Raw genomic sequence first — 19,381 nt, forward strand, 5'->3', positions numbered from 1 at the left:
TTATTTTCCAAATATTGTTTGTTTAATTGTATCGCTGAATTGGCTTTTTTGTGGAATACAAAACCAAGTACAAAGTTGCATAAAACTAAAGTCTGTTAAGCTGTCACCCATTCCTATTAGTGGAAACGTACCCCTTTGAGTTTTTAGTTTATTAATTAACCATGTTGCAGCTTTGCCTTTTTCAATTGGCTTTGGGATCCAAGCAATATTGTTATTGTTGCGGTGAATATAGAATTGACTTGTATCAAACTTTTGTTGAAGTTCATCATCAAATTGATAAAGCTCGGCAAGCTGATTACTATCACGATGTTTCATAACGAAATAGATAGGAACATCATCATATTCATAATTGATTCTTACCCAAGCATTCAATTTTTGTTTTATCATCATCTGTTCAATATCATGCTGCAATAAAAGTAACTGGCTTCGATAAGGGTGGATATCATGCAAAATTTTTTGTTGCCAAGTAATATCATTTTGTCCTTTAGCATCTAAAATTACTGCACCATGAGTGGTGATTGACCAAGAGGTGAACGGTAATTTAACTCGTTTTATTTCTTCAGTTCCCCGTGCGGTAACAGGGATCACTTCTGCATTTTGTAACATCCAATTGACAAATAAAAACTGCTCATCGCTCATAAAACTACGAGGCGTTAACGAGCGATCAAGCGCAGCTATATGGTTAGGCGAGATATGTAATTCCTCTTGCATTTTCCGTTTAGTTTGGAATAACGTATCATCTAAATCAGTTAATATAACCGGTTTATTGGAGGTCATATCAAGCATAACAAACTACCTCAACGTCAGATGTTATTGCTTTCAATTGTTTTAAAAAACTTTGGTCTATACTGTGTTCTGCGGTTTCAACACATAATAAGATTTTATCAAACTCTTGGTGAGCAATATTGTAAATAAAATTAGGAATACCTTGACCATAATTATCAGTAAAAGAAATCGCTGACTTTATAGCGGAACCTATAGCAATAGGTGAACGTGTTGTTGAACCAAATAATACGTTTGCTCCTTGTTTTTCTAAACGTTCAGCTAATAAAAAAGGTTTCCACAGGAATTCTCCACTACCAATAACTAATATGGATTTATCCGGTTGGACGGCGATTTGCTGTCCCAAATTATCATCACTTTCGTGACTACCTAATCTTCCCCAATCTTGAGGTCCAATTATAACGTTATCATTTTGATTGGTAATATTGACCTCTGGCATTGTAGGTGGTGGAGCATTTAAATCTGGCTGCCAAGTCCAATTACCATTTAGCAATGCATAACATTGAACCTCTATGTCAGGATAGCTTATTGGTTCTTGATTCCAATTAACAAGTGTCAAAATAATGATACGTTTTATATTTTTAAAATAATGAGTATTCCACAACGCCTGAATAAGATTTGTAAAAGTGTTTCCTGTTGTCATTTCATCATCTATTAGAATTAGATTTTCAGCATTATTCAAACTGGCGCGCATTGCTTTATCTTGAGGAAGATAGATTAAATGATCAGTGGCATGACTATGGTTTTCTTTAAATTCACATAATAATTCAGCGTTCATGGCATGACGGGTTGATGTTAATAAAAATGCCTTATCAAACTTACTTTTTGCTTCATGAAAAACACCTGCGGCTAATCCAACAGCTGTTTCGGCCATACCGATAAAAATTGCTTCGCCATTAATATTATCCGGTAACATTTGGCTTAGTTCGCGATAACTTTTTCGCATTTTTGCTGGTGATACCGGGATATGTTTACCTAATACTTTACTAACAAATAAAAAAGCTCGTTTTGGATTATTCCTTTCAGCGATATCAAATAATTCATCTGTAGAGAATTTCCCCATTTTATAATTAATAGAAAGGGTTCCTCGTTTTAATGTTTTCTTTAGATTGATCATGACGATATAGTGATTAAGTTGGTTAAATTATTTGGATATTGAATAACGGATGATGTAGAAATAACTTCTGCGTATTTAAAATGTTGTTTATATAGATCTTTAACTTGAGTTTTATTTAGCAAATTTAAATGATACATGACCATTAAACCGGCTAGATTAACCCCACTATGCAAAGTATTGCCAATACCGCCCGAAGGTCTCATATTAATTTCCAGTAATAATGGTTGACCATCTTTATCATTACGTGTTTGAACATTTACTAAGCCATCAGCTTGCATGGCACTTGCACAACGACAGGCAAGTTCAAAAGCCACACCTTCATTTCTAATTATCTGCTTGCTACCATGCTTTTCTCTAGCTATAGCACAGAGAACTTCACCTTTACTAGCGAAAATGTCGACAGACGATTCGGGTGAATATAGATATGGCATTAAAACCATTGGTGTAGGTTGTTCTAAAGTGGCATATAATTGCAGAAAAATATCAGGTCGAATACCTCTTTCTTCCGGATTGGACAAGATTCTAAATGGAGATATATTGTTCTCGAATCGCCAAAATCCCATGCCATAAATACCATGAACTGGTTTAATACATAATTTATCAAAGGGCGGATGAGCAATATTTTTTTGTAATTGTTCAACATTATCAATTAATATTGAAGGAACAACCGGTAATTGCTGCTGCTCCATAAATAGGGCAAAATCTATCTTACTATTTGAAAGCTTTAATAAATCTATATTACTTGCACCGGTAATTAAGGTTACTCCAGTTGCTTCTATTTCATAACGATGTTGTTCATACCAAAGTGCGTTTTTAACAACATATACCACATCAATTTTATATTGGCTAATAACTTCAGTAATAAAGGATAATCTCTGTGTCTCTTCTGAAGGTTCAATAATAGCGAAATCAGCTGTGGATAGGATCTCTTTTCGATTTTCCCGGTGAGAAGCAAAAACTTCGATTTTTACATGATTTTTTTTTGCAAAATCTTTTACCGCTAAAATTATGTCTCGTTGTGATGAAAAGCTCTCCATAAACCAAATTCTATTTATCATTTTATATTTAATTTCCTTATTCATTCCTTTGGTTAAAATTAAATCAATATTTAAGTAATATTTAACTTAAAGGTAAATATTTTTGCGCTTTATTCGACCACATAAAACCTTTTTTAACTAACTTCAGCATTGGAATATCACCAATGGTATCGCCATATGCACAACTATCTTCTTCTGAGAGATCTGGATAGTTTTTTAGTATTTGCTGGACTTTTTCTTCGCCATAGCAATTTTTGCCTATCATTGTAGGATAGTTACCGATATAAGGTGTCGATATAAGTTTGGCGAAACCATTTTGTTTTACCCATGGTGACAGATAAAGATCGATTGATGCGCTCACCAAAATGCACTCGTCACCGTTGGCCTTGTGCTTCTCTAATAGGACAATTGCTTGCGGACGCATCATTTTAGGTAAAATTTTCGTAACAAATTGTGAAGCAGAATGATCAATTTCTTGTTTTGAAAATTTCGAAAGATAGATCTGAAGTGCCCTATTTTTAACTTCACCACGTAATTCTCGATTAAATAAATACCGACATAATAATGGAACAAGCAAAATAGCTTTAAAGATAACCATTGGCCAACCAACGGTATAAATAAGAAATGGTATTAATGAATCTTTGGTTGTCAGAGTACCATCAAAATCAAAAAAAACTTTCATAACTTAAAAAAAACCCTTTAACATATTCCATGACGTTTTAGGATAGACTATTCAAATCATAATTAATAGATAGATTAATTTATATTTAATATAATTGTTAATTATCCACTAATTGTACGACTACTAATCGTCCCCCATCTTCACGGGACAATAAGATTTGGCGATTATCATTAAGTTCGATTTTATCGCCAATCGCTATTTTTGTTTGGTCGGGCAACGATATCAAATCTTTGATACCTTCATTCACTAACCACCATTGGTTATTATGAAATATAAAATAGCCGACCCGTTTTTTTAAATGGTCACTCAGTCTTTCATTAGGCGCGATCAATCGATTGATATGCCAAGGATAGAGTGATTGCCCACTCCAGACCATAAGTCGATGGTCATCAGGTCGATAACTCCCTGCGATACGAGAGGAATAAAGATTTAAAATAGGTAATTTACCTTTGTAACCTGTGCCACAATAGGGACAAGAAGGCGCAGTTTTACCAGCAAAAACATACCATTGTTGTTCACACTGTTTATTTTGGCATGGTTGAATTAAATCGATAGTTTTAACTAGTGCGGTTTCCCATTCATCAGCAGTAGGACGTTTTAGTGGATCGTGTAATCCATCAATAAACGCTCGTTCAAATAATTTAGATAAATAAGGCCCCATAACAGTATATGGAATTTTAGTAGGATCTGCCCATGGTAATGCATCTGGTGAGATTTGATTAATATTGACTCTATTACTTTTGTCAGAAGGGTGTTCTATAAAAAGCGCTTTTTCACCCATGGTCATTGACTCGTCACGTATCTCATCATTGATATCATGAACTTTCCCACCTCTTAGAGGATGACGAAAAAGCAAATACATATATATTAAAACCGATAATGCGTGACGATCGGTTGTTATGCTAGGTAATATCCGTTTTGGATCATCTTTATCTAGATGTGCTGTTTTTACCACCTCCGGCGCGATAAAATCTGGGGTACCAACCACATCAGGGGGAAATTTGTCCGGCACAACCAATCCATCAATATCGATAATACAAGCATGACCTAATTCAGGATCAATTAATACGTTTTTATAGCTTAAATCGCTGTGACATAAACCTGTAGCGTGCAATCTTCTTACCGCACGCGATAACTGTAGACAGATTTTTAGATAAGTTAATAATGTTCCTTTTTCACGAGGATCAAGAAATTTATTACGGTTACTGGCACTGGCAAACCATTTACCTTCCTTTTCCCTCCCTTTAATGTTAAGAAAATCATTATTTTTGGAACCATATTTAAAAAAGAAATGTTTATGATAAGTTGGTATAACTAAACCTAACTGTCCCATATGTTCAACAATATCTGTCGGCCAACAAAATAATTCATGCCAATAATCTCCACCTTGTTGGTTAAATATATTTTGGTAATAAGACCCAGTAATCATCTCAATGCGTTCACGAGCTTGTTGATTTGGTGTTTTTTGATAAAAAGCGATAACATAGGATTTATCTGATGAAAAATAAACATTCTTCATCGTTCCTGCGCCAATTATTTCATCAACATAATTAACATGTTTACCGCTTTTAGTTACACAATTAATAATTTTAGCCATATCTTTTATATCTAATATCAATTTAATCTAAGAAATTTACCAAATTACAATTAAAGTTCGGTCATCATGATGGCCTGGAGATGAGAATTTCATCCAATCTAATAACGCTTCTGCAGGATTAACTGGTGTTGCTAAGTATGGATTAAGTTCGTCGATTAATTGTAGCCATTTATCTTTATTATTTAGCTGAAAATCGGTTTCAAATTTAGGATCAGAAATTCCATCGGTCATTAATAGGAAATAATTTATTTCTGGCCATTTTCCTATGCGAATTCGACTATAGAAATCAGCTTCTCGTAAAATAGAATTATCTAAAAAACGTGTTTGTCCTGCAAATTCACCGTTATCTGTGTTTGCTAATAAACGAATATTATCTTTATAGCTAAAGGCGGCAATAGCGCCATCACCAACGGAAAATGTGGCAGCGAATAAGTCATTATCCATTTTTAAGGTTACAGCAATTAATAACGTCGTTGAATATGATTTGAGAGGGCGATTAGTTTTATCCGCCTCTACCTCTAGTTGTTTGATTGCGAGTAATATAGCATCACGAAACCAAGTTTTAAATTGAGTACCAGCGCTTTGGGTAGAAGCATGATCCCATTTTTTTACACAATTTAAAAGATCTTGGTTCGCACTATCTAATAGTTGATGTTTAAGATATTGTCCAACCGTATTTACTGCTAATTGTGACCCTTTTCTTGAATTTTTAGCACTTCCAGCGCCATCCGCAACAATAGTGATATTCCATCCATTAGATAAACTATCAATAAAGAAATCATCATCTCTAAAAGAACCTACATGAGCATGTGAACGGCCTCGGCAACTTGCCGCAGCAATTTTCAGTTGTTCTGTTTCGATAAACTGATGGGCTAAACTTGGTTTATAGTAAATGTCATTTTCATCAGCAGGAATATTTTTCCACAAACTATCAGGATCTGGATTAATGATAATATCTATTTTAGTTGTTTGCGCTACACTGTCTGTAACTTTCCAAATGATATCCAGAGTAAAAGTACCTGATATTGTTGGAGTACCCTCAATGGTATTAGTTTGTTTATTAAAAGTAAGATTTAAATCTGGTTGATTAATTAAAACATTCTCAATAATGATTTCTGCATCAGTATATGGAGAATCAATTTCTATTTTAGCTGAATAGTTATTACCTACTTTCATATTTGGTAAATGAAATCGAGGTGAATAAGATATTGGACTTTTTCTATCGCTGACTAGATTTTCAGATGAATCGCTACTAGTATTTTGCTTCTGTAATTCTTTAAATTTCAATAATTGCACATCTTTTTCAGGTTTTAACTCAAGCCAATGTGTTATAGGGACAACATAAGCTAAAGGCAGTGTAAAATTAGGTTGATTATCATCGTTTTGACTACTATTATCCGATTTTAATTGTTGATATGTAGTAGTGATCGTTTCGATTGCCTGATCAATAAGAACCGTAATTGAATTGGTTTTAATTAGTTGTTCTAGCAGATCTTGGGAAATATCAGTAATAATTGCAGAGATAATTTTTTGATAAATATTATCAGAACTCGTCATTATCCTTTCCCTCTTATTACAACAAAATCCTCATCAGGCATACTCATATTAAATTGTAAATATCTATCACACCAAGGACATGTTACTAAGCCAGTATGGTCAATGCATAAAAGGTTACCACATGAACACATTGCAAAAGCAGAAGGATTACTGCAATGTGGACACGTCGGTGTTCCAATTAGTTGGTTAGTATTAACTAATAAGCTTGTTTTTACTTCATCACTCCAATCAAAATATTCGTTATCAATAGGATAACACCCAGTTAGCTGGTATTTTTGTTGTTGATCTGTATAAAGATTGACTACATTATCAGCTAGATTATATTTGATTAAATAGGGACGAGTTGTATTTGAGCATTTACCGACAAGTACCACACAATTTTCATCATATGATTTATAATTCCTAGCATCAGACAAGTTTAATACATTGTTATAATCATTTAATAATGCAATATCTTTATTTATATTTTGACTATGAGAAGAAACGGAAGCCGTAATCCATTTAATGAAATGCGTAAAGTTCTCTTGATGATTATCATTTAATATTATGACTGTTTCTGTTAGTTGATGTAATATACTTATGTCACTTGAATTTCCTAAGCTTACTGCAATAAAATTAACTTTTTGAGCATATTTTTCTCGCCAAATACGCAATTCATTGCCAACTATATCAGTAGGGCGACCATCTGTTATGAGATAAACAATTGGTTTCCAATCACCTTTACGGTCTGGAGTTGTTTTAAGTAATTTATTATCAATTTGATACCTTAACTCACGTAAAGCTGCTCCCAATGATGTTCCGCCACCAATCGGTAACATTGGCGGGTAAAATGAAATTAAATCAATTAAAGGAACAATTGTTTTAGCTTTACCGGCAAATGCAATGATAGAAATATAAACTGTTTCAAGTGCATGTGGATCTTTTCTAAGATCCGTAACGATATCTTGTAGTCCTTTCTTTAATTTATCCAGATTCCCCCCAATCATTGATTCGGAGCAGTCTAGTAGAAAAAAAACGGGTAATCTTCTCATAAAGTTATACTTTTATTTTTATAAAACTAATTGTATTTCAGGCGGAGGGGGAGGCAGATCATCTGAACTAACATTAATACCCGTACTGGAACTTCCTGATGCGACACTGACCGAAATCCACTTAAAAAACCCAGCAAAAGCATTTGAATCTAAGGTTTCTAGGGCAACAATTTGTGATGAAAGTAATTTTAAATGTTCTGTATCTGCTTTTTTTCCGATCGCACAACAAACTATAGAAGCAATGGCAATATTCTTAATTGCTTTACAGGCCTCCGTGTAAGCAAACATGTCTGATGGTTTTCCATCTGTCATTAAGAAAATCATTGGTCGCCAGTCACCTTTTTGTTCACTGTTTGATCGCTTAACATCACGATTTATCCTATTTATTAGGCATTCTAATGCTGCGCCTGTAAATGTAGCTCCCGAACTGGGAACGGATAAATCCTGAAATTTAAATTGTTCTAAGGCGGTTAAAGGGACAATTTCTCGAGCTTCATTATCAAAGGTTATGATTGATATATAAACACTTTCGAGAGCATAGGGATCTTGTCTAAGCGCGTTGAGCATTGATTGTATCCCAACATTAACCGCATTAATTGACTCGCCACGCATTGAACCTGATGTATCAATGACTAGATATACAGGAAGCCTTCTCATTACGAGTACCATTCTATATATGATACAAATGTATCAGATTCACTTGCATTACCAATTGCTTTAAATTGCCAGCCGCTTGCTTCACGATTTAATTCAGCAAAAATCATTGAACGTTTATTAACAAATTCGCTACCGGTTGAAAGGTCAAAGCGTGCCATTTCTATATTATTAGCATCTACTGCACGTATAAATGCATTTTGTATTTGACCAAAGTGCTGTTTACGTTGAGTACCATCATATATTTGTACAATAAAAACAATCTTATGATACTGATCACTTAAGGCATTTAATTTTAAAATAATCTGTTCATCATCACCATCGCCTTCACCGGTTCGATTATCACCAGTAAGCCAAACATTACCTGTTTCATGAGTCATATTGTTAAAAAATATAATATCGCCATTGTCTAACGTTTGTTTACCATTTTTTACCATTCCTAATTTGCCAATTTTGCCATTTTTATCACATAAGAATGCGATAACATCTAAATCATAATCTTCATTATTACCACTAAATAATTTTTTGAAAAATCCAGAAATAGATTGCCGATTTTCAGCTACATCCCAACCTAGACCTATTGTCACTTGAGAAAGATCAAATTGACTTTTTGATAGACTAACGCCTTGACCTTTTTTTAAACTAACAGACATAATTTCCTCTCAGATGTAAAATATATATTTTTTGATTATAAAACAATGTTAACTTCAGGTGGTGGTGGAGGTAAATCCTCTAAACCTATGACTTCTTTTCGATTTGATTCAACTTTTTCACTTCCAGTAGAAATACTAGCAGATACCCATTTAAAGAAAGATTTAATTGAATTTGAATCGGCAGTTTCCAATTGCATGACTATTTCTGTGATATTTTTTAAAATGGAACTATCAACTGATTCCCCTACAGCACATGCTATAACCATACCTTTCTTCACGTTTTGGAATTTTTTTAATCCTTTTTCCCAATCGTCAGTAGGCATTCCATCCGTCATTATAAAGACAAGAGGTCGCCAATCTCCTTTTGTATCATAGGTTGTCTTAACAACCTCTTTCTCAATACAATCTGCGGTAAGGCTTAATGCCTCACCTAATGATGTTGTACCTGTAGCTACAAGTTCTGGCGTTTTAAAACTTAATAGATCAGTCAATGGTATAATTTGGGTGGCGGAAGTATTAAATGTAATTACTGAAATAAAAGCTGTCTCAAGGGCGTAAGGATCTTGTCTAAGAGTAGTTAATAGAGTTTGTACACCATTTTTAACCGCTTCAATTGCTTCTCCATACATGGACCCTGATGTGTCTAATACAAGATAAACAGGTAGTCTTCTCATCTATTTTTCCTTAAATAAAGAGGGAATTATTATTTATTTAGTATATGTTATTATTTATATAATTACTTAAATGAAGCTTTATATTGCTTTTATCTTATCAATTTATTACTAAATAAATCTTTTATTAATTACCTATTAAAATAAATTAAGCTGATTAACATCATTGCTAACCGCTTAACTACAGTAATTTTATAGTAAATTATCTGTTAACAATTCAAAATCCTAACATATTTTTTTATTCAAAATCTATTAGATTTTTCCATTTATAGCAAAAAATTAATTTTCAATAACTTTTGATGTATCTTGCCCCGAGTATTTTTATATAAAATAAAAACTAACCTTTCGATAAAATTTAATTAAATTAATAAGTAATAGAATATTTTATTAGAAATAAAAAAAACGGCGTAATTTAATATTACGCCGCTTTAAATTAGTTTAAATTATATCAACGATATTATTTAAGTACGTATTTTACATGGTTGTAGTAAAAGTACGTGTAATAACGTCTTTTTGTTGCTCTTTAGTCAATGAATTGAAACGTACTGCATATCCAGAAACACGAATTGTTAATTGTGGATATTTTTCAGGGTGTTCCATCGCATCTAATAATGTTTCACGGTTTAATACGTTAACATTTAGATGTTGACCACCTTCAACTGTAGCTTCGTGATGGAAGTAACCATCCATTAAGCCAGCTAAGTTACGTTTACGCGCGTCATCGTCTTTACCTAATGCATTAGGAACGATTGAGAAAGTATATGAAATACCATCTTTCGCATAAGCAAATGGTAATTTAGCCACAGAAGTTAATGAAGCAACCGCACCTTTTTGGTCACGTCCGTGCATCGGGTTAGCACCTGGTCCAAATGGCGCACCAGCACGACGTCCGTCTGGAGTGTTACCTGTTTTCTTACCATATACTACGTTTGAAGTAATAGTTAACACAGACTGAGTAGGAATTGCATTACGATAAGTTTTAAGTTTTTGAATTTTCTTCATGAAACGTTCAACTAAATCAACTGCAATATCATCAACACGTGGATCATTGTTACCGAATTGTGGATATTCACCTTCGATTTCAAAATCAGTTGCTAAACCATCTTCATCACGAATCGTTTTCACTTTCGCATATTTAATTGCAGATAATGAGTCAGCTGCAACAGAAAGACCAGCAATACCACAAGCCATAGTACGAATAATATCACGGTCATGTAGCGCCATTAATGATGCTTCATAACTATATTTATCGTGCATATAGTGAATTGCATTTAATGCAGTCACGTATTGTTTTGCTAACCAATCCATGAAGTGATCTAAACGAGCGAACACTTTGTCAAAATCAAGATATTCGTCAGTAATTGGATCTTCTTTAGGACCAACTTGCATTTTTAATTTCTCATCCACACCGCCATTGATTGCGTATAGAAGGGTTTTAGCAAGGTTTGCACGAGCACCAAAGAATTGCATTTGTTTACCAACAATCATTGGACTTACACAACATGCAATAGCATAGTCATCGTTATTGAAATCAGGACGCATCAAGTCATCATTTTCATATTGTAAAGATGAAGTATCGATAGATACTTTAGATGCAAATTCTTTAAATCCAGAAGGTAACTGTTCAGACCAAAGAATTGTCATATTTGGTTCTGGAGAAGGACCCATTGTATATAGAGTATTTAAGAAACGGAAAGATGTTTTAGTAACAAGTGTACGTCCGTCAACACCCATACCGGCAATAGATTCTGTTGCCCAAATTGGGTCACCTGAGAATAATTCATCATATTCAGGAGTACGTAAGAAACGAACCATACGTAATTTCATAACGAAGTGGTCAACAATTTCTTGCGCTTCTTTTTCGGTAATTAAACCAGCTGCTAAATCACGTTGGAAATAGATATCAAAGAAAGTAGAAGTACGACCAAGAGACATCGCCGCACCATTTTGAGATTTAACCGCAGCTAAATAACCAAAATAGGTCCATTGAACAGCTTCTTGTGCAGTAGTTGCTGGTGCTGAAATATCGAAACCATATTTCGCTGCCATTTCTTTAATTTGGCCAAGTGCACGATGTTGTTCGGCAATTTCTTCACGACGTTGCATAGTCATTGGTAAATCAACGCCATTTTCAAAGTCAGCTTGTAATGAAGTAAATTGTGCAAATTTATCTTGCATTAAGTAATCGATACCGTAAAGCGCAACACGACGGTAGTCACCAATGATACGACCACGACCATAAGCATCAGGAAGACCAGTGATAACACCTGATTTACGACAACGTAGAATATCTGGAGTATAAATATCAAATACACCTTGGTTGTGAGTTTTACGATATTCAGTAAAGATTTTTTTAACTAATGGATCTAAAGTTCTATCGTAAGCTTTACAAGAATTTTCGATCATTTTGATACCACCAAACGGGATAATTGCACGTTTTAATGGTTTTTCAGTTTGTAAACCGACAATCTTCTCTAAATCCTTTTCGATATAACCTGCATCATGAGCAGTGATAGTAGAGATTACACTTGTATCAAAATCAACTGGCGTATGAGTGGAGTTTTCAAATTTGATACCTTCCATCACTTTATCCCACAATTTAGTGGTTGCTTCTGTAGCGCCAGCTAAGAAAGATTCATCACCCTCATAAGGTGTGTAATTTTTTTGAATGAAATCGCGAACATTGACATTATTTTGCCAATCACCCTCTTTAAATCCTTTCCAAGCCTTTGCTTGTACTTCATTTAAATTACTCATAGTTATTAACCTCAGGTTTACAAAAATATCTATCTACTCTTACATAAGGGTAAATATTATAAAATCAATGTGGCTTACGTAGATGTAAAGCCCAATTAGGAACGGCGACTAATAAGCCCCCTAAAATATTCCCGATAGTAACAGGAATTAAATTATTTACAATAAAATGCTCAACTGTTAGTGCCTTAAAGGTATCAGGAGCGACCCCGACAGCAGCCCAAAACTCAGGTGACGCAAAATTATTAATTACAATTCCCATAGGAATCATAAACATATTTGCAATGCTATGCTCAAAACCACTGGCGACAAACATTGCCACTGGTAACACCATAATTAGCATTTTATCGAGTAAACTGCGACCTGCATAACTCATCCAAGCAGCTAAACACACCATTAAATTAGCTAATAAACCAAGGAATACCGCTTCGATGAAAGTATGGTGTAATTTATGATCTGCAGTTTGTAAGACATTTAATCCCCATAAACCATTGGCAACCATATATTGCCCAGAAAACCAAATAATTGCGACAAACAGTATAGCACCAATAAAGTTACCAATATAGACAAAAATCCAGTTACGAAACATTTTTACCCAACTTATTCTATGCGTCATTTTAGGTAAAATAGTTAAAATGGTTGAAGTAAATAGATCCGTTCCACAACAAACAACAAGCATCAAACCAAGCGAGAAACAGATACCACCAACTAGTTTAGCAAGTCCGAAAGCAACGGTTGCTGTACCGGTGGTTGCAGTAATATAGAATACGAAGGCGATGGAGATAAAAACACCTGCAAGAATAGCAGATAAGATAGTACTACTAGGGTGTTTATTAACTTTATAATTGCCAAGTTCTTCGGCGATTTGGGTCATTTGTGCGGGAGAAAACGAGTCCACAAGCTTATCATTACTCAAGTTGACATCCTCAAAAAAACTATGCTTTTATGAGGCGCATAGTATACTCCAAAATTAACGTAGATCACGTTTTTTTTAATAAAAAACTTTAAAACTAAAAAAACATTAATTATTGATTATTTGCGTCGTCTATAAATTAGCCACTTTTGAACATTTTACTTTAGGTTAGAAAAGTGGCTATTGATCATTAATTTAATTATTAGTGATTACCTAAAAGATTACTGACTTTCACCAAATAGTTGCGTGACTCTTGAGAAACATGTGAAGTCACTAATTTTCGGTAAACTTGTTGCGGTGTCATTGAATTAATAATTTTAATGGCTTCATTTCGATCATCTGAAAACGTCCGCAATACACTACCTGCACCACCATTATAGGACGTGATCATTGCATAGCGTAATGAGATTGGATTTTTGATGCCAGCTAAATACTTAGTTTTCAGTAGGGATAAATAAGCGGTTCCTATATCAACATTATTACGAGGATCGAGTAGAAATTGTCGACTTGGTTCTCCCGATTTTCCTCGAAATATGAAGACATCACGCCCGGAGGTATGTTGTTGTACTTGCATCAATCCTAACGAATCGGTACGACTAACAGCATAAGGGTTGAATGCCGATTCAACTTCGATAATCGCTAAAATTAATCGTTCATCAATTGAGTAACGATTTGCCGCTTCGGTAACTAAAGGTAAGAATTTTCTTGCTCGCTGGTTAATATGATTTGCAACAAGTTTAATTTCAACATAAGTAATATTATGCGATCCAGATGAACGAACGTTCAAATTATTGGCCAGTAAATAATCAGCAAAACTATTCGCCCTACCACTCCAACGGATTGGTTGTCTTTCTTGGTCTAGAACCTGATTATATAAAAAAGGCTCTTCGGATAAATTCTGGCTTATTTTATCTCGCCTTATGATGTCAACCGGTTCAGGCATGAGCAATGTTGAAACAATCGCTTCTTTCAAATTTTCAATAGGCGTATCAGATAGTGTCTCAATGGTGATTATCCCTGAAACAAAGTTGATATGCACTCGAGTTTGTAAATTATCCTCATACTGAACATAATCTTTTGGTCCAGCAATAAGGACCTCTTTAGGTCCCCAGATTTCCTCTATATTATTAGCATACTGACTGATTAAAATATTAAACGCGTTGGTGTCTTTTACATAATAATCTTTGTCAGTTTTTCTGTTATTTGAGCCGGGACAGGCTGTTAATAAACTTACTGAAATGAGTAATGCAAGGATTTTAAAATTGGTTTTCATTGTTAGCTCTCAATTTTCAGGTTTATACCCATCGATCACCACATCTTCACCTTCAAACAAAAACTTAACCATCTCATTTTCAATTTTTTTACGATGTTCTAAATTCATCATATTAAGCTTATTTTCATTAATTAACATTGTTTGTTTTTTAAGCCACTCTTGCCAAGCTAACTTAGAAATTTCATTATAAATACGCTTACCTAGCTCTCCTGGATAAAGCTGATAATCTAGACCTTGGGACTCTTCTTTTAGAAAATGGCAATAAATAATACGACTCATATTTATTCCTAATTTATTAACAATTATTAATTAGCTGCCAATTATACCCGAAAATAATTACAAAAAAGAGTAAAATATATAAAATATTTATCCCTTTAAATGCATATAAATTCAATAATTATGAATAAATATTTACTTTACTATCTTCGCAAATAACATAAAATATATCATGACTGTTGGTTAATATAAGGATTGAATAATGCAGCCAGAAATAACAAGAGAACTGTTTGATAAAGTCATTCTCCCGGTTTACTCACCAGCTAAATTTATACCGGTGAAAGGAAAAGGTAGTCGAGTATGGGATCAAGATGGTAACGAATATATCGATTTTGCTGGGGGAATAGCGGTTAATGCCCTTGGTCATTGCCACCCTAGATTAATTAATGCTTTACACCAACAAAGTGAACAATTATGGCATGTCAGTAATGTTTTTACCAATGAACCAGCTTTACGCCTTGCCAAAAAAATTATCGATAATACCTTCGCTGATCGTGTTTTCTTTGCCAATTCAGGAGCTGAAGCAAATGAAGCCGCTTTTAAATTAGCAAGATACTATGCGGCTGAAAAATATAGTCCCTATAAAACTAAAATTATCGCATTTTATCAATCTTTTCACGGCCGCACCTTTTTTACCGTTTCCGTTGGCGGGCAAGCTAAATATTCCGATGGTTTTGGACCTAAGCCGGCTGATATTATTCATGTCCCTTTTAATGATTTAAATGCCGTTAAAGCGGTAATGGATGATCATACTTGTGCCGTAGTGTTAGAGCCTGTACAAGGAGAAGGTGGATTAACATCAGCAACCCCAGAATTTTTAAAAGGTGTAAGAGAACTTTGCGATCAATATAACGCCTTATTAGTTTTTGACGAAGTGCAGTGTGGTATGGGACGAACAGGTAGTTTGTACACTTATCAACAATATGATGTTGTGCCTGATATTTTAACTTCCGCCAAAGCACTTGGCGGCGGCTTTCCTATTAGCGCAATGCTAACAACCAATGAGATCGCATCAGTCATGCATCCGGGTGTCCACGGTACAACTTATGGCGGTAACCCATTAGCTTGTGCTGTTGGTTGTGAGGCTTTTGATATTATCAACACACCTGAGGTAATTCAAGGCGTAGAAAAACGTCGGGCAATCTTTATTGAACAACTTGAAAGTATTAATGATAAATTCAAAGTATTTCGAGAATACCTTGGTAAAGGATTACTTTTAGGTGCTGAATTACAACCAAAATTCCATAGTAAGGCTCGCGAGTTTTTAAATGTGGCTTCTGAGTGTAAAGTAATGATACTAAATGCTGGGCCAAATGTACTACGTTTTACCCCTTCACTAATCATATCTGAAGACGAAATAAAAGAGGGAATGAACCGACTTAGTACCGCAGTCGAAAAAGTTGTCAATTCCTAAGTTTTTCTATACAGTAACGGCATTTTAAGTGATTAAGTGCCGTTAATGCACTTAAAGGATATTGTTTATGACCGACATTCGACCATTAAATTATGCGAAAACGCATTTCATTTTAAGTGCTCCAGACATTACTCATTTACCAGTAGATACCGGTGTTGAAATTGCATTTGCTGGACGATCAAATGCAGGAAAATCAAGTGCACTCAATACGTTAACCAACCAAAAAGCGTTAGCAAGAACCAGCAAAACACCGGGAAGAACTCAACTAATAAACTTATTTGAAGTTGCAGAAAACTGCCGCTTAGTTGATTTACCGGGGTATGGTTATGCCCAAGTACCAGAAGCGATCAAACGCAAATGGCAAAAGTCTCTTGGTGAATATTTGCAAAAACGAGAGAGTCTAAAAGGTTTGGTCGTATTGATGGATATTCGACACCCATTAAAAGATTTGGATCAACAAATGATTGAATGGGCAGTGTCTGTCAATATCCCGGTAATGCTGCTATTAACAAAAGCAGATAAACTGGCTTCCGGCGCACAAAAAAAACAAGTGAATATGGTTAAAGAAGCCATCTTACCATTTCAAGGCGATATAACGGTTGCACCATTCTCATCACCAAAACGTGTAGGTTTAGAAGCTCTAAAACAAAAATTAGATGAATGGTTTAGCCAACAATAAAGGAACATAATGAATAACAGTGCATTTTCTTTTCAAACTTTAACACCTGAACTCATTTTTAATAGTTTAGCAACTATCGGTATCAACGTTGATTCAGGCCTCACCGCGTTAAATAGTTATGAAAACCGCGTATATCAATTTTCCGACGAAAATCGCACTCGTTATGTCGTTAAATATTATCGGCCACATCGCTGGAATAGATCACAAATTATTGAAGAGCATCAATTTACTCAACAATTATCACAGGCAGATATCTCAGTTATTGCACCACTGATAATTAACAACAGTAGTGTGCATGAATATCAAGGCTATCTATTTGCATTATTTCCAAGTGTTGGCGCAAGACAATATGAAACCGATAATTTAGAGCAATTTGATTCAGTTGCAACTATGCTTGGTCGAATTCATCAAATTGGCGCAAAACAACCTTTTGAACATCGTCCAACCATAGGTTTGCAAGAATATCTTTACCAACCTCAAGAAATTTTGTTATCTAACGCCATCATACCGAATAAAATCCAAACAGATCTTAACATCATCCTCCGTGATTTAATTAAAACTGTTGAACAACATTGGCATAACGATTGGCAACCAATTCGACTACATGCCGATTGTCATCCTGGAAATATTTTATGGCAGGATAAAGCCATCATGGTTGACTTTGATGACGCAAGAAACGGTCCTGCAATTCAAGATATCTGGATGCTCCTAAATGGTGATCACCACCAACAACAAATTCAGCTAACGAGTTTTATTGAACTTTACGAAGAATTTTTCTTATTTGATAATAACCAATTGAAATTAATCGAACCATTACGAGCAATACGAATCGTGCACCATCTGGCATGGATTATTCAACGTTGGCAAGATCCGGCTTTTCCTCGTGCCTTCCCTTGGTTGACTGATATTGACTTTTGGCAACAACAGTTAAAACAATTTAACCAACAAATTGAAGCAATTAAAGCGCCAGCATTAAAGTTAATATCAATAATGTAAAACTTAACATATTATTCAATCTTTTTTAGATTCAAAAAAGTGAATAACTCATCTAAATTCGGCGATAATAAAACTAGCTTTTCTTTCTGAATTTTAGATAACTGCTTGATACGATACTCTAACTTCAAGGCGGTAGATCTCTGCCCTACACTCAGCTGGTAAACAACAGAGAGATCCTTGTGTCCTTTTAAATGTTTCGCTCCTTTCCCCATCTGATGTTGATGTAAACGACGAGCTACATCAGTAGTAATACCGGTATACAATGATTGTTTGGCGGTTCGGATGATATATAAGAACCATATTGAATTGTTGTTTTCCATAAAAATTGATGTTAATCCAATAAACTAACCGGATAATAGTATTAATTTTTTCTACAATGAGATAATTCACTATATTAATCAAGAAAAATCTCACACTAATTTAAATGATCTATCTGATTTAATACTTCGATACTAAAAATGCCTGGTGCATCAAAATCAGTTTGTTGATAATTTACGATACTAATACTTGAATTACCTAATATAGTCGTTTTTTCTAGATGATCTTGCCATGCGCCTCCTGTAATCACATATATAAGCTGTCTTAATAATGAACCATGTGAAACAACAAGGATATTGCCATGATGATGTTGTTCAACTATGTCCGCTATTACACGTGTTGAGCGATCCAGTAGCTCTTTAAAACCTTCACCTTTATTATCTAATGTAGAATATTTTTGGGCATTCTGTTCGAAATTGATAAAATCTTCATTGGAATAATAATCGGGTACAAATTTTTGTTCCCAATTACCAAAACTAATTTCTCTTAATCCATCATGAAAATCTAAATTAATATTGCGATTAGCAATAATATAGTTAGCGGTATCAACCGCTCTTTTTTGTGGACTCGAATAAGCAAAATTAAAATCTATATTTTTCAAAGCAATTCCTGTTTGTTTGGCTTGTTTTATTCCTTTTGCTGTTAGTGGTGAATCGGATGAACCTTGAAAAAGTTGTAATTGATTGAATTCTGTTTCTCCATGGCGTACAAAATAGATACTCAAGTTTTTCAACATAAGACAATAACCTCTAATTTTACTGATCGCTGAAATACTTTTTTATATTTATCGATTTAGTTACATAAATAAATAGTGAAAAATAGATCAGAAAATAAACCATATTTATTTTAGTTCCCACTTTATTGGAAGACAAATAAACAATTTCAACAATAGTAGTGATGAGACATAAGATAAAATAAAAAGACAAATAAATAGGTGTTTTAATATTTTTGGTCACAATAAAAAAGATAAGCAAAC

Annotated in this window: 19 protein-coding genes; 3 read left to right on the forward strand and 16 right to left on the reverse strand. The window is 34.3% G+C overall.

Annotated features, from left to right (window positions below):
- From AC5LXV_RS14870 to AC5LXV_RS14935, 14 genes are all read right to left on the reverse strand, one after another.
- Complete coding sequence (locus AC5LXV_RS14870; RefSeq protein WP_493446470.1) at window positions 1-777, reverse strand: HAD family hydrolase; 777 nt, start codon at window positions 775-777, stop codon at window positions 1-3.
- A 1-nt stretch (window position 778) separates the two neighbouring features.
- The gene (locus tag AC5LXV_RS14875) at window positions 779-1,900 is read right to left on the reverse strand and encodes a phosphoribosyltransferase domain-containing protein (protein WP_493466903.1); all 1,122 of its coding nucleotides are present in this window, start codon (window positions 1,898-1,900) and stop codon (window positions 779-781) included.
- Window positions 1,897-2,958: an ATP-grasp domain-containing protein gene (locus AC5LXV_RS14880; protein ID WP_493445302.1), complete on the reverse strand. Its 1,062-nt coding sequence runs from the start codon at window positions 2,956-2,958 to the stop codon at window positions 1,897-1,899. The genes AC5LXV_RS14875 and AC5LXV_RS14880 overlap by 4 nt, the downstream gene beginning before the upstream one ends.
- A 61-nt stretch (window positions 2,959-3,019) precedes the next feature.
- The gene (locus tag AC5LXV_RS14885; RefSeq protein WP_493466904.1) at window positions 3,020-3,619 is read right to left on the reverse strand and encodes an HAD family hydrolase; all 600 of its coding nucleotides are present in this window, start codon (window positions 3,617-3,619) and stop codon (window positions 3,020-3,022) included.
- A 97-nt stretch (window positions 3,620-3,716) separates the two neighbouring features.
- Window positions 3,717-5,216 carry a helix-hairpin-helix domain-containing protein gene (locus AC5LXV_RS14890; RefSeq protein ID WP_493466905.1) on the reverse strand — a complete coding sequence of 500 codons (1,500 nt, stop codon included), beginning with the start codon at window positions 5,214-5,216 and terminating at the stop codon, window positions 3,717-3,719.
- 36 nt (window positions 5,217-5,252) lie between these two features.
- Window positions 5,253-6,773 carry a PP2C family serine/threonine-protein phosphatase gene (locus AC5LXV_RS14895; RefSeq protein WP_493466906.1) on the reverse strand — a complete coding sequence of 507 codons (1,521 nt, stop codon included), beginning with the start codon at window positions 6,771-6,773 and terminating at the stop codon, window positions 5,253-5,255.
- Window positions 6,773-7,804, reverse strand: a complete 1,032-nt coding sequence (locus AC5LXV_RS14900) for a TerY-C metal binding domain-containing protein (RefSeq protein WP_493466907.1) — start codon at window positions 7,802-7,804, stop codon at window positions 6,773-6,775. Before AC5LXV_RS14900 ends, AC5LXV_RS14895 begins: the two co-directional genes overlap by 1 nt.
- An 18-nt stretch (window positions 7,805-7,822) precedes the next feature.
- On the reverse strand, window positions 7,823-8,461 hold the full coding sequence (locus tag AC5LXV_RS14905) for a vWA domain-containing protein (RefSeq protein ID WP_493466908.1): 639 nt from the start codon (window positions 8,459-8,461) through the stop codon (window positions 7,823-7,825).
- On the reverse strand, window positions 8,461-9,111 hold the full coding sequence (locus AC5LXV_RS14910; protein ID WP_493445307.1) for a TerD family protein: 651 nt from the start codon (window positions 9,109-9,111) through the stop codon (window positions 8,461-8,463). Before AC5LXV_RS14910 ends, AC5LXV_RS14905 begins: the two co-directional genes overlap by 1 nt.
- A 35-nt stretch (window positions 9,112-9,146) precedes the next feature.
- Window positions 9,147-9,785, reverse strand: a complete 639-nt coding sequence (locus AC5LXV_RS14915; RefSeq protein WP_493445308.1) for a vWA domain-containing protein — start codon at window positions 9,783-9,785, stop codon at window positions 9,147-9,149.
- A gap of 471 nt (window positions 9,786-10,256) precedes the next feature.
- Window positions 10,257-12,539: a formate C-acetyltransferase gene (gene pflB, locus AC5LXV_RS14920; protein WP_493451994.1), complete on the reverse strand. Its 2,283-nt coding sequence runs from the start codon at window positions 12,537-12,539 to the stop codon at window positions 10,257-10,259.
- 64 nt (window positions 12,540-12,603) lie between these two features.
- On the reverse strand, window positions 12,604-13,452 hold the full coding sequence (focA, locus tag AC5LXV_RS14925; protein ID WP_034902976.1) for a formate transporter FocA: 849 nt from the start codon (window positions 13,450-13,452) through the stop codon (window positions 12,604-12,606).
- A gap of 199 nt (window positions 13,453-13,651) precedes the next feature.
- Window positions 13,652-14,722: a membrane-bound lytic murein transglycosylase MltC gene (gene mltC / locus AC5LXV_RS14930; RefSeq protein WP_110432720.1), complete on the reverse strand. Its 1,071-nt coding sequence runs from the start codon at window positions 14,720-14,722 to the stop codon at window positions 13,652-13,654.
- Between the two features lie 9 nt (window positions 14,723-14,731).
- Window positions 14,732-15,001 carry an oxidative damage protection protein gene (locus AC5LXV_RS14935; protein WP_493460828.1) on the reverse strand — a complete coding sequence of 90 codons (270 nt, stop codon included), beginning with the start codon at window positions 14,999-15,001 and terminating at the stop codon, window positions 14,732-14,734.
- Between the two features lie 199 nt (window positions 15,002-15,200).
- Between AC5LXV_RS14935 and AC5LXV_RS14940 the strand changes: the two genes are divergently transcribed.
- The 3 genes from AC5LXV_RS14940 (at window position 15,201) to AC5LXV_RS14950 (ending at window position 18,087) form a co-directional block, all read left to right on the forward strand.
- Window positions 15,201-16,412, forward strand: a complete 1,212-nt coding sequence (locus AC5LXV_RS14940; protein ID WP_493466909.1) for an aspartate aminotransferase family protein — start codon at window positions 15,201-15,203, stop codon at window positions 16,410-16,412.
- A gap of 76 nt (window positions 16,413-16,488) precedes the next feature.
- The gene (gene yihA / locus AC5LXV_RS14945; RefSeq protein ID WP_110423294.1) at window positions 16,489-17,091 is read left to right on the forward strand and encodes a ribosome biogenesis GTP-binding protein YihA/YsxC; all 603 of its coding nucleotides are present in this window, start codon (window positions 16,489-16,491) and stop codon (window positions 17,089-17,091) included.
- Window positions 17,092-17,100: 9 nt separating this feature from the next.
- The gene (locus AC5LXV_RS14950; protein ID WP_493466910.1) at window positions 17,101-18,087 is read left to right on the forward strand and encodes a serine/threonine protein kinase; all 987 of its coding nucleotides are present in this window, start codon (window positions 17,101-17,103) and stop codon (window positions 18,085-18,087) included.
- An 11-nt stretch (window positions 18,088-18,098) separates the two neighbouring features.
- On the opposite strand, the gene AC5LXV_RS14955 is transcribed toward AC5LXV_RS14950, so the two are convergent.
- Both AC5LXV_RS14955 and AC5LXV_RS14960 read right to left on the reverse strand, forming a co-directional pair.
- The gene (locus AC5LXV_RS14955; RefSeq protein WP_110422720.1) at window positions 18,099-18,407 is read right to left on the reverse strand and encodes a GIY-YIG nuclease family protein; all 309 of its coding nucleotides are present in this window, start codon (window positions 18,405-18,407) and stop codon (window positions 18,099-18,101) included.
- Window positions 18,408-18,502: 95 nt separating this feature from the next.
- Window positions 18,503-19,141, reverse strand: coding sequence for a histidine phosphatase family protein (locus AC5LXV_RS14960; RefSeq protein WP_493466911.1), 639 nt, complete (start codon window positions 19,139-19,141; stop codon window positions 18,503-18,505).
- Window positions 19,142-19,381 lie beyond the last annotated feature (240 nt).

Source organism: Gilliamella sp. LMG 34359, from assembly GCF_984569085.1.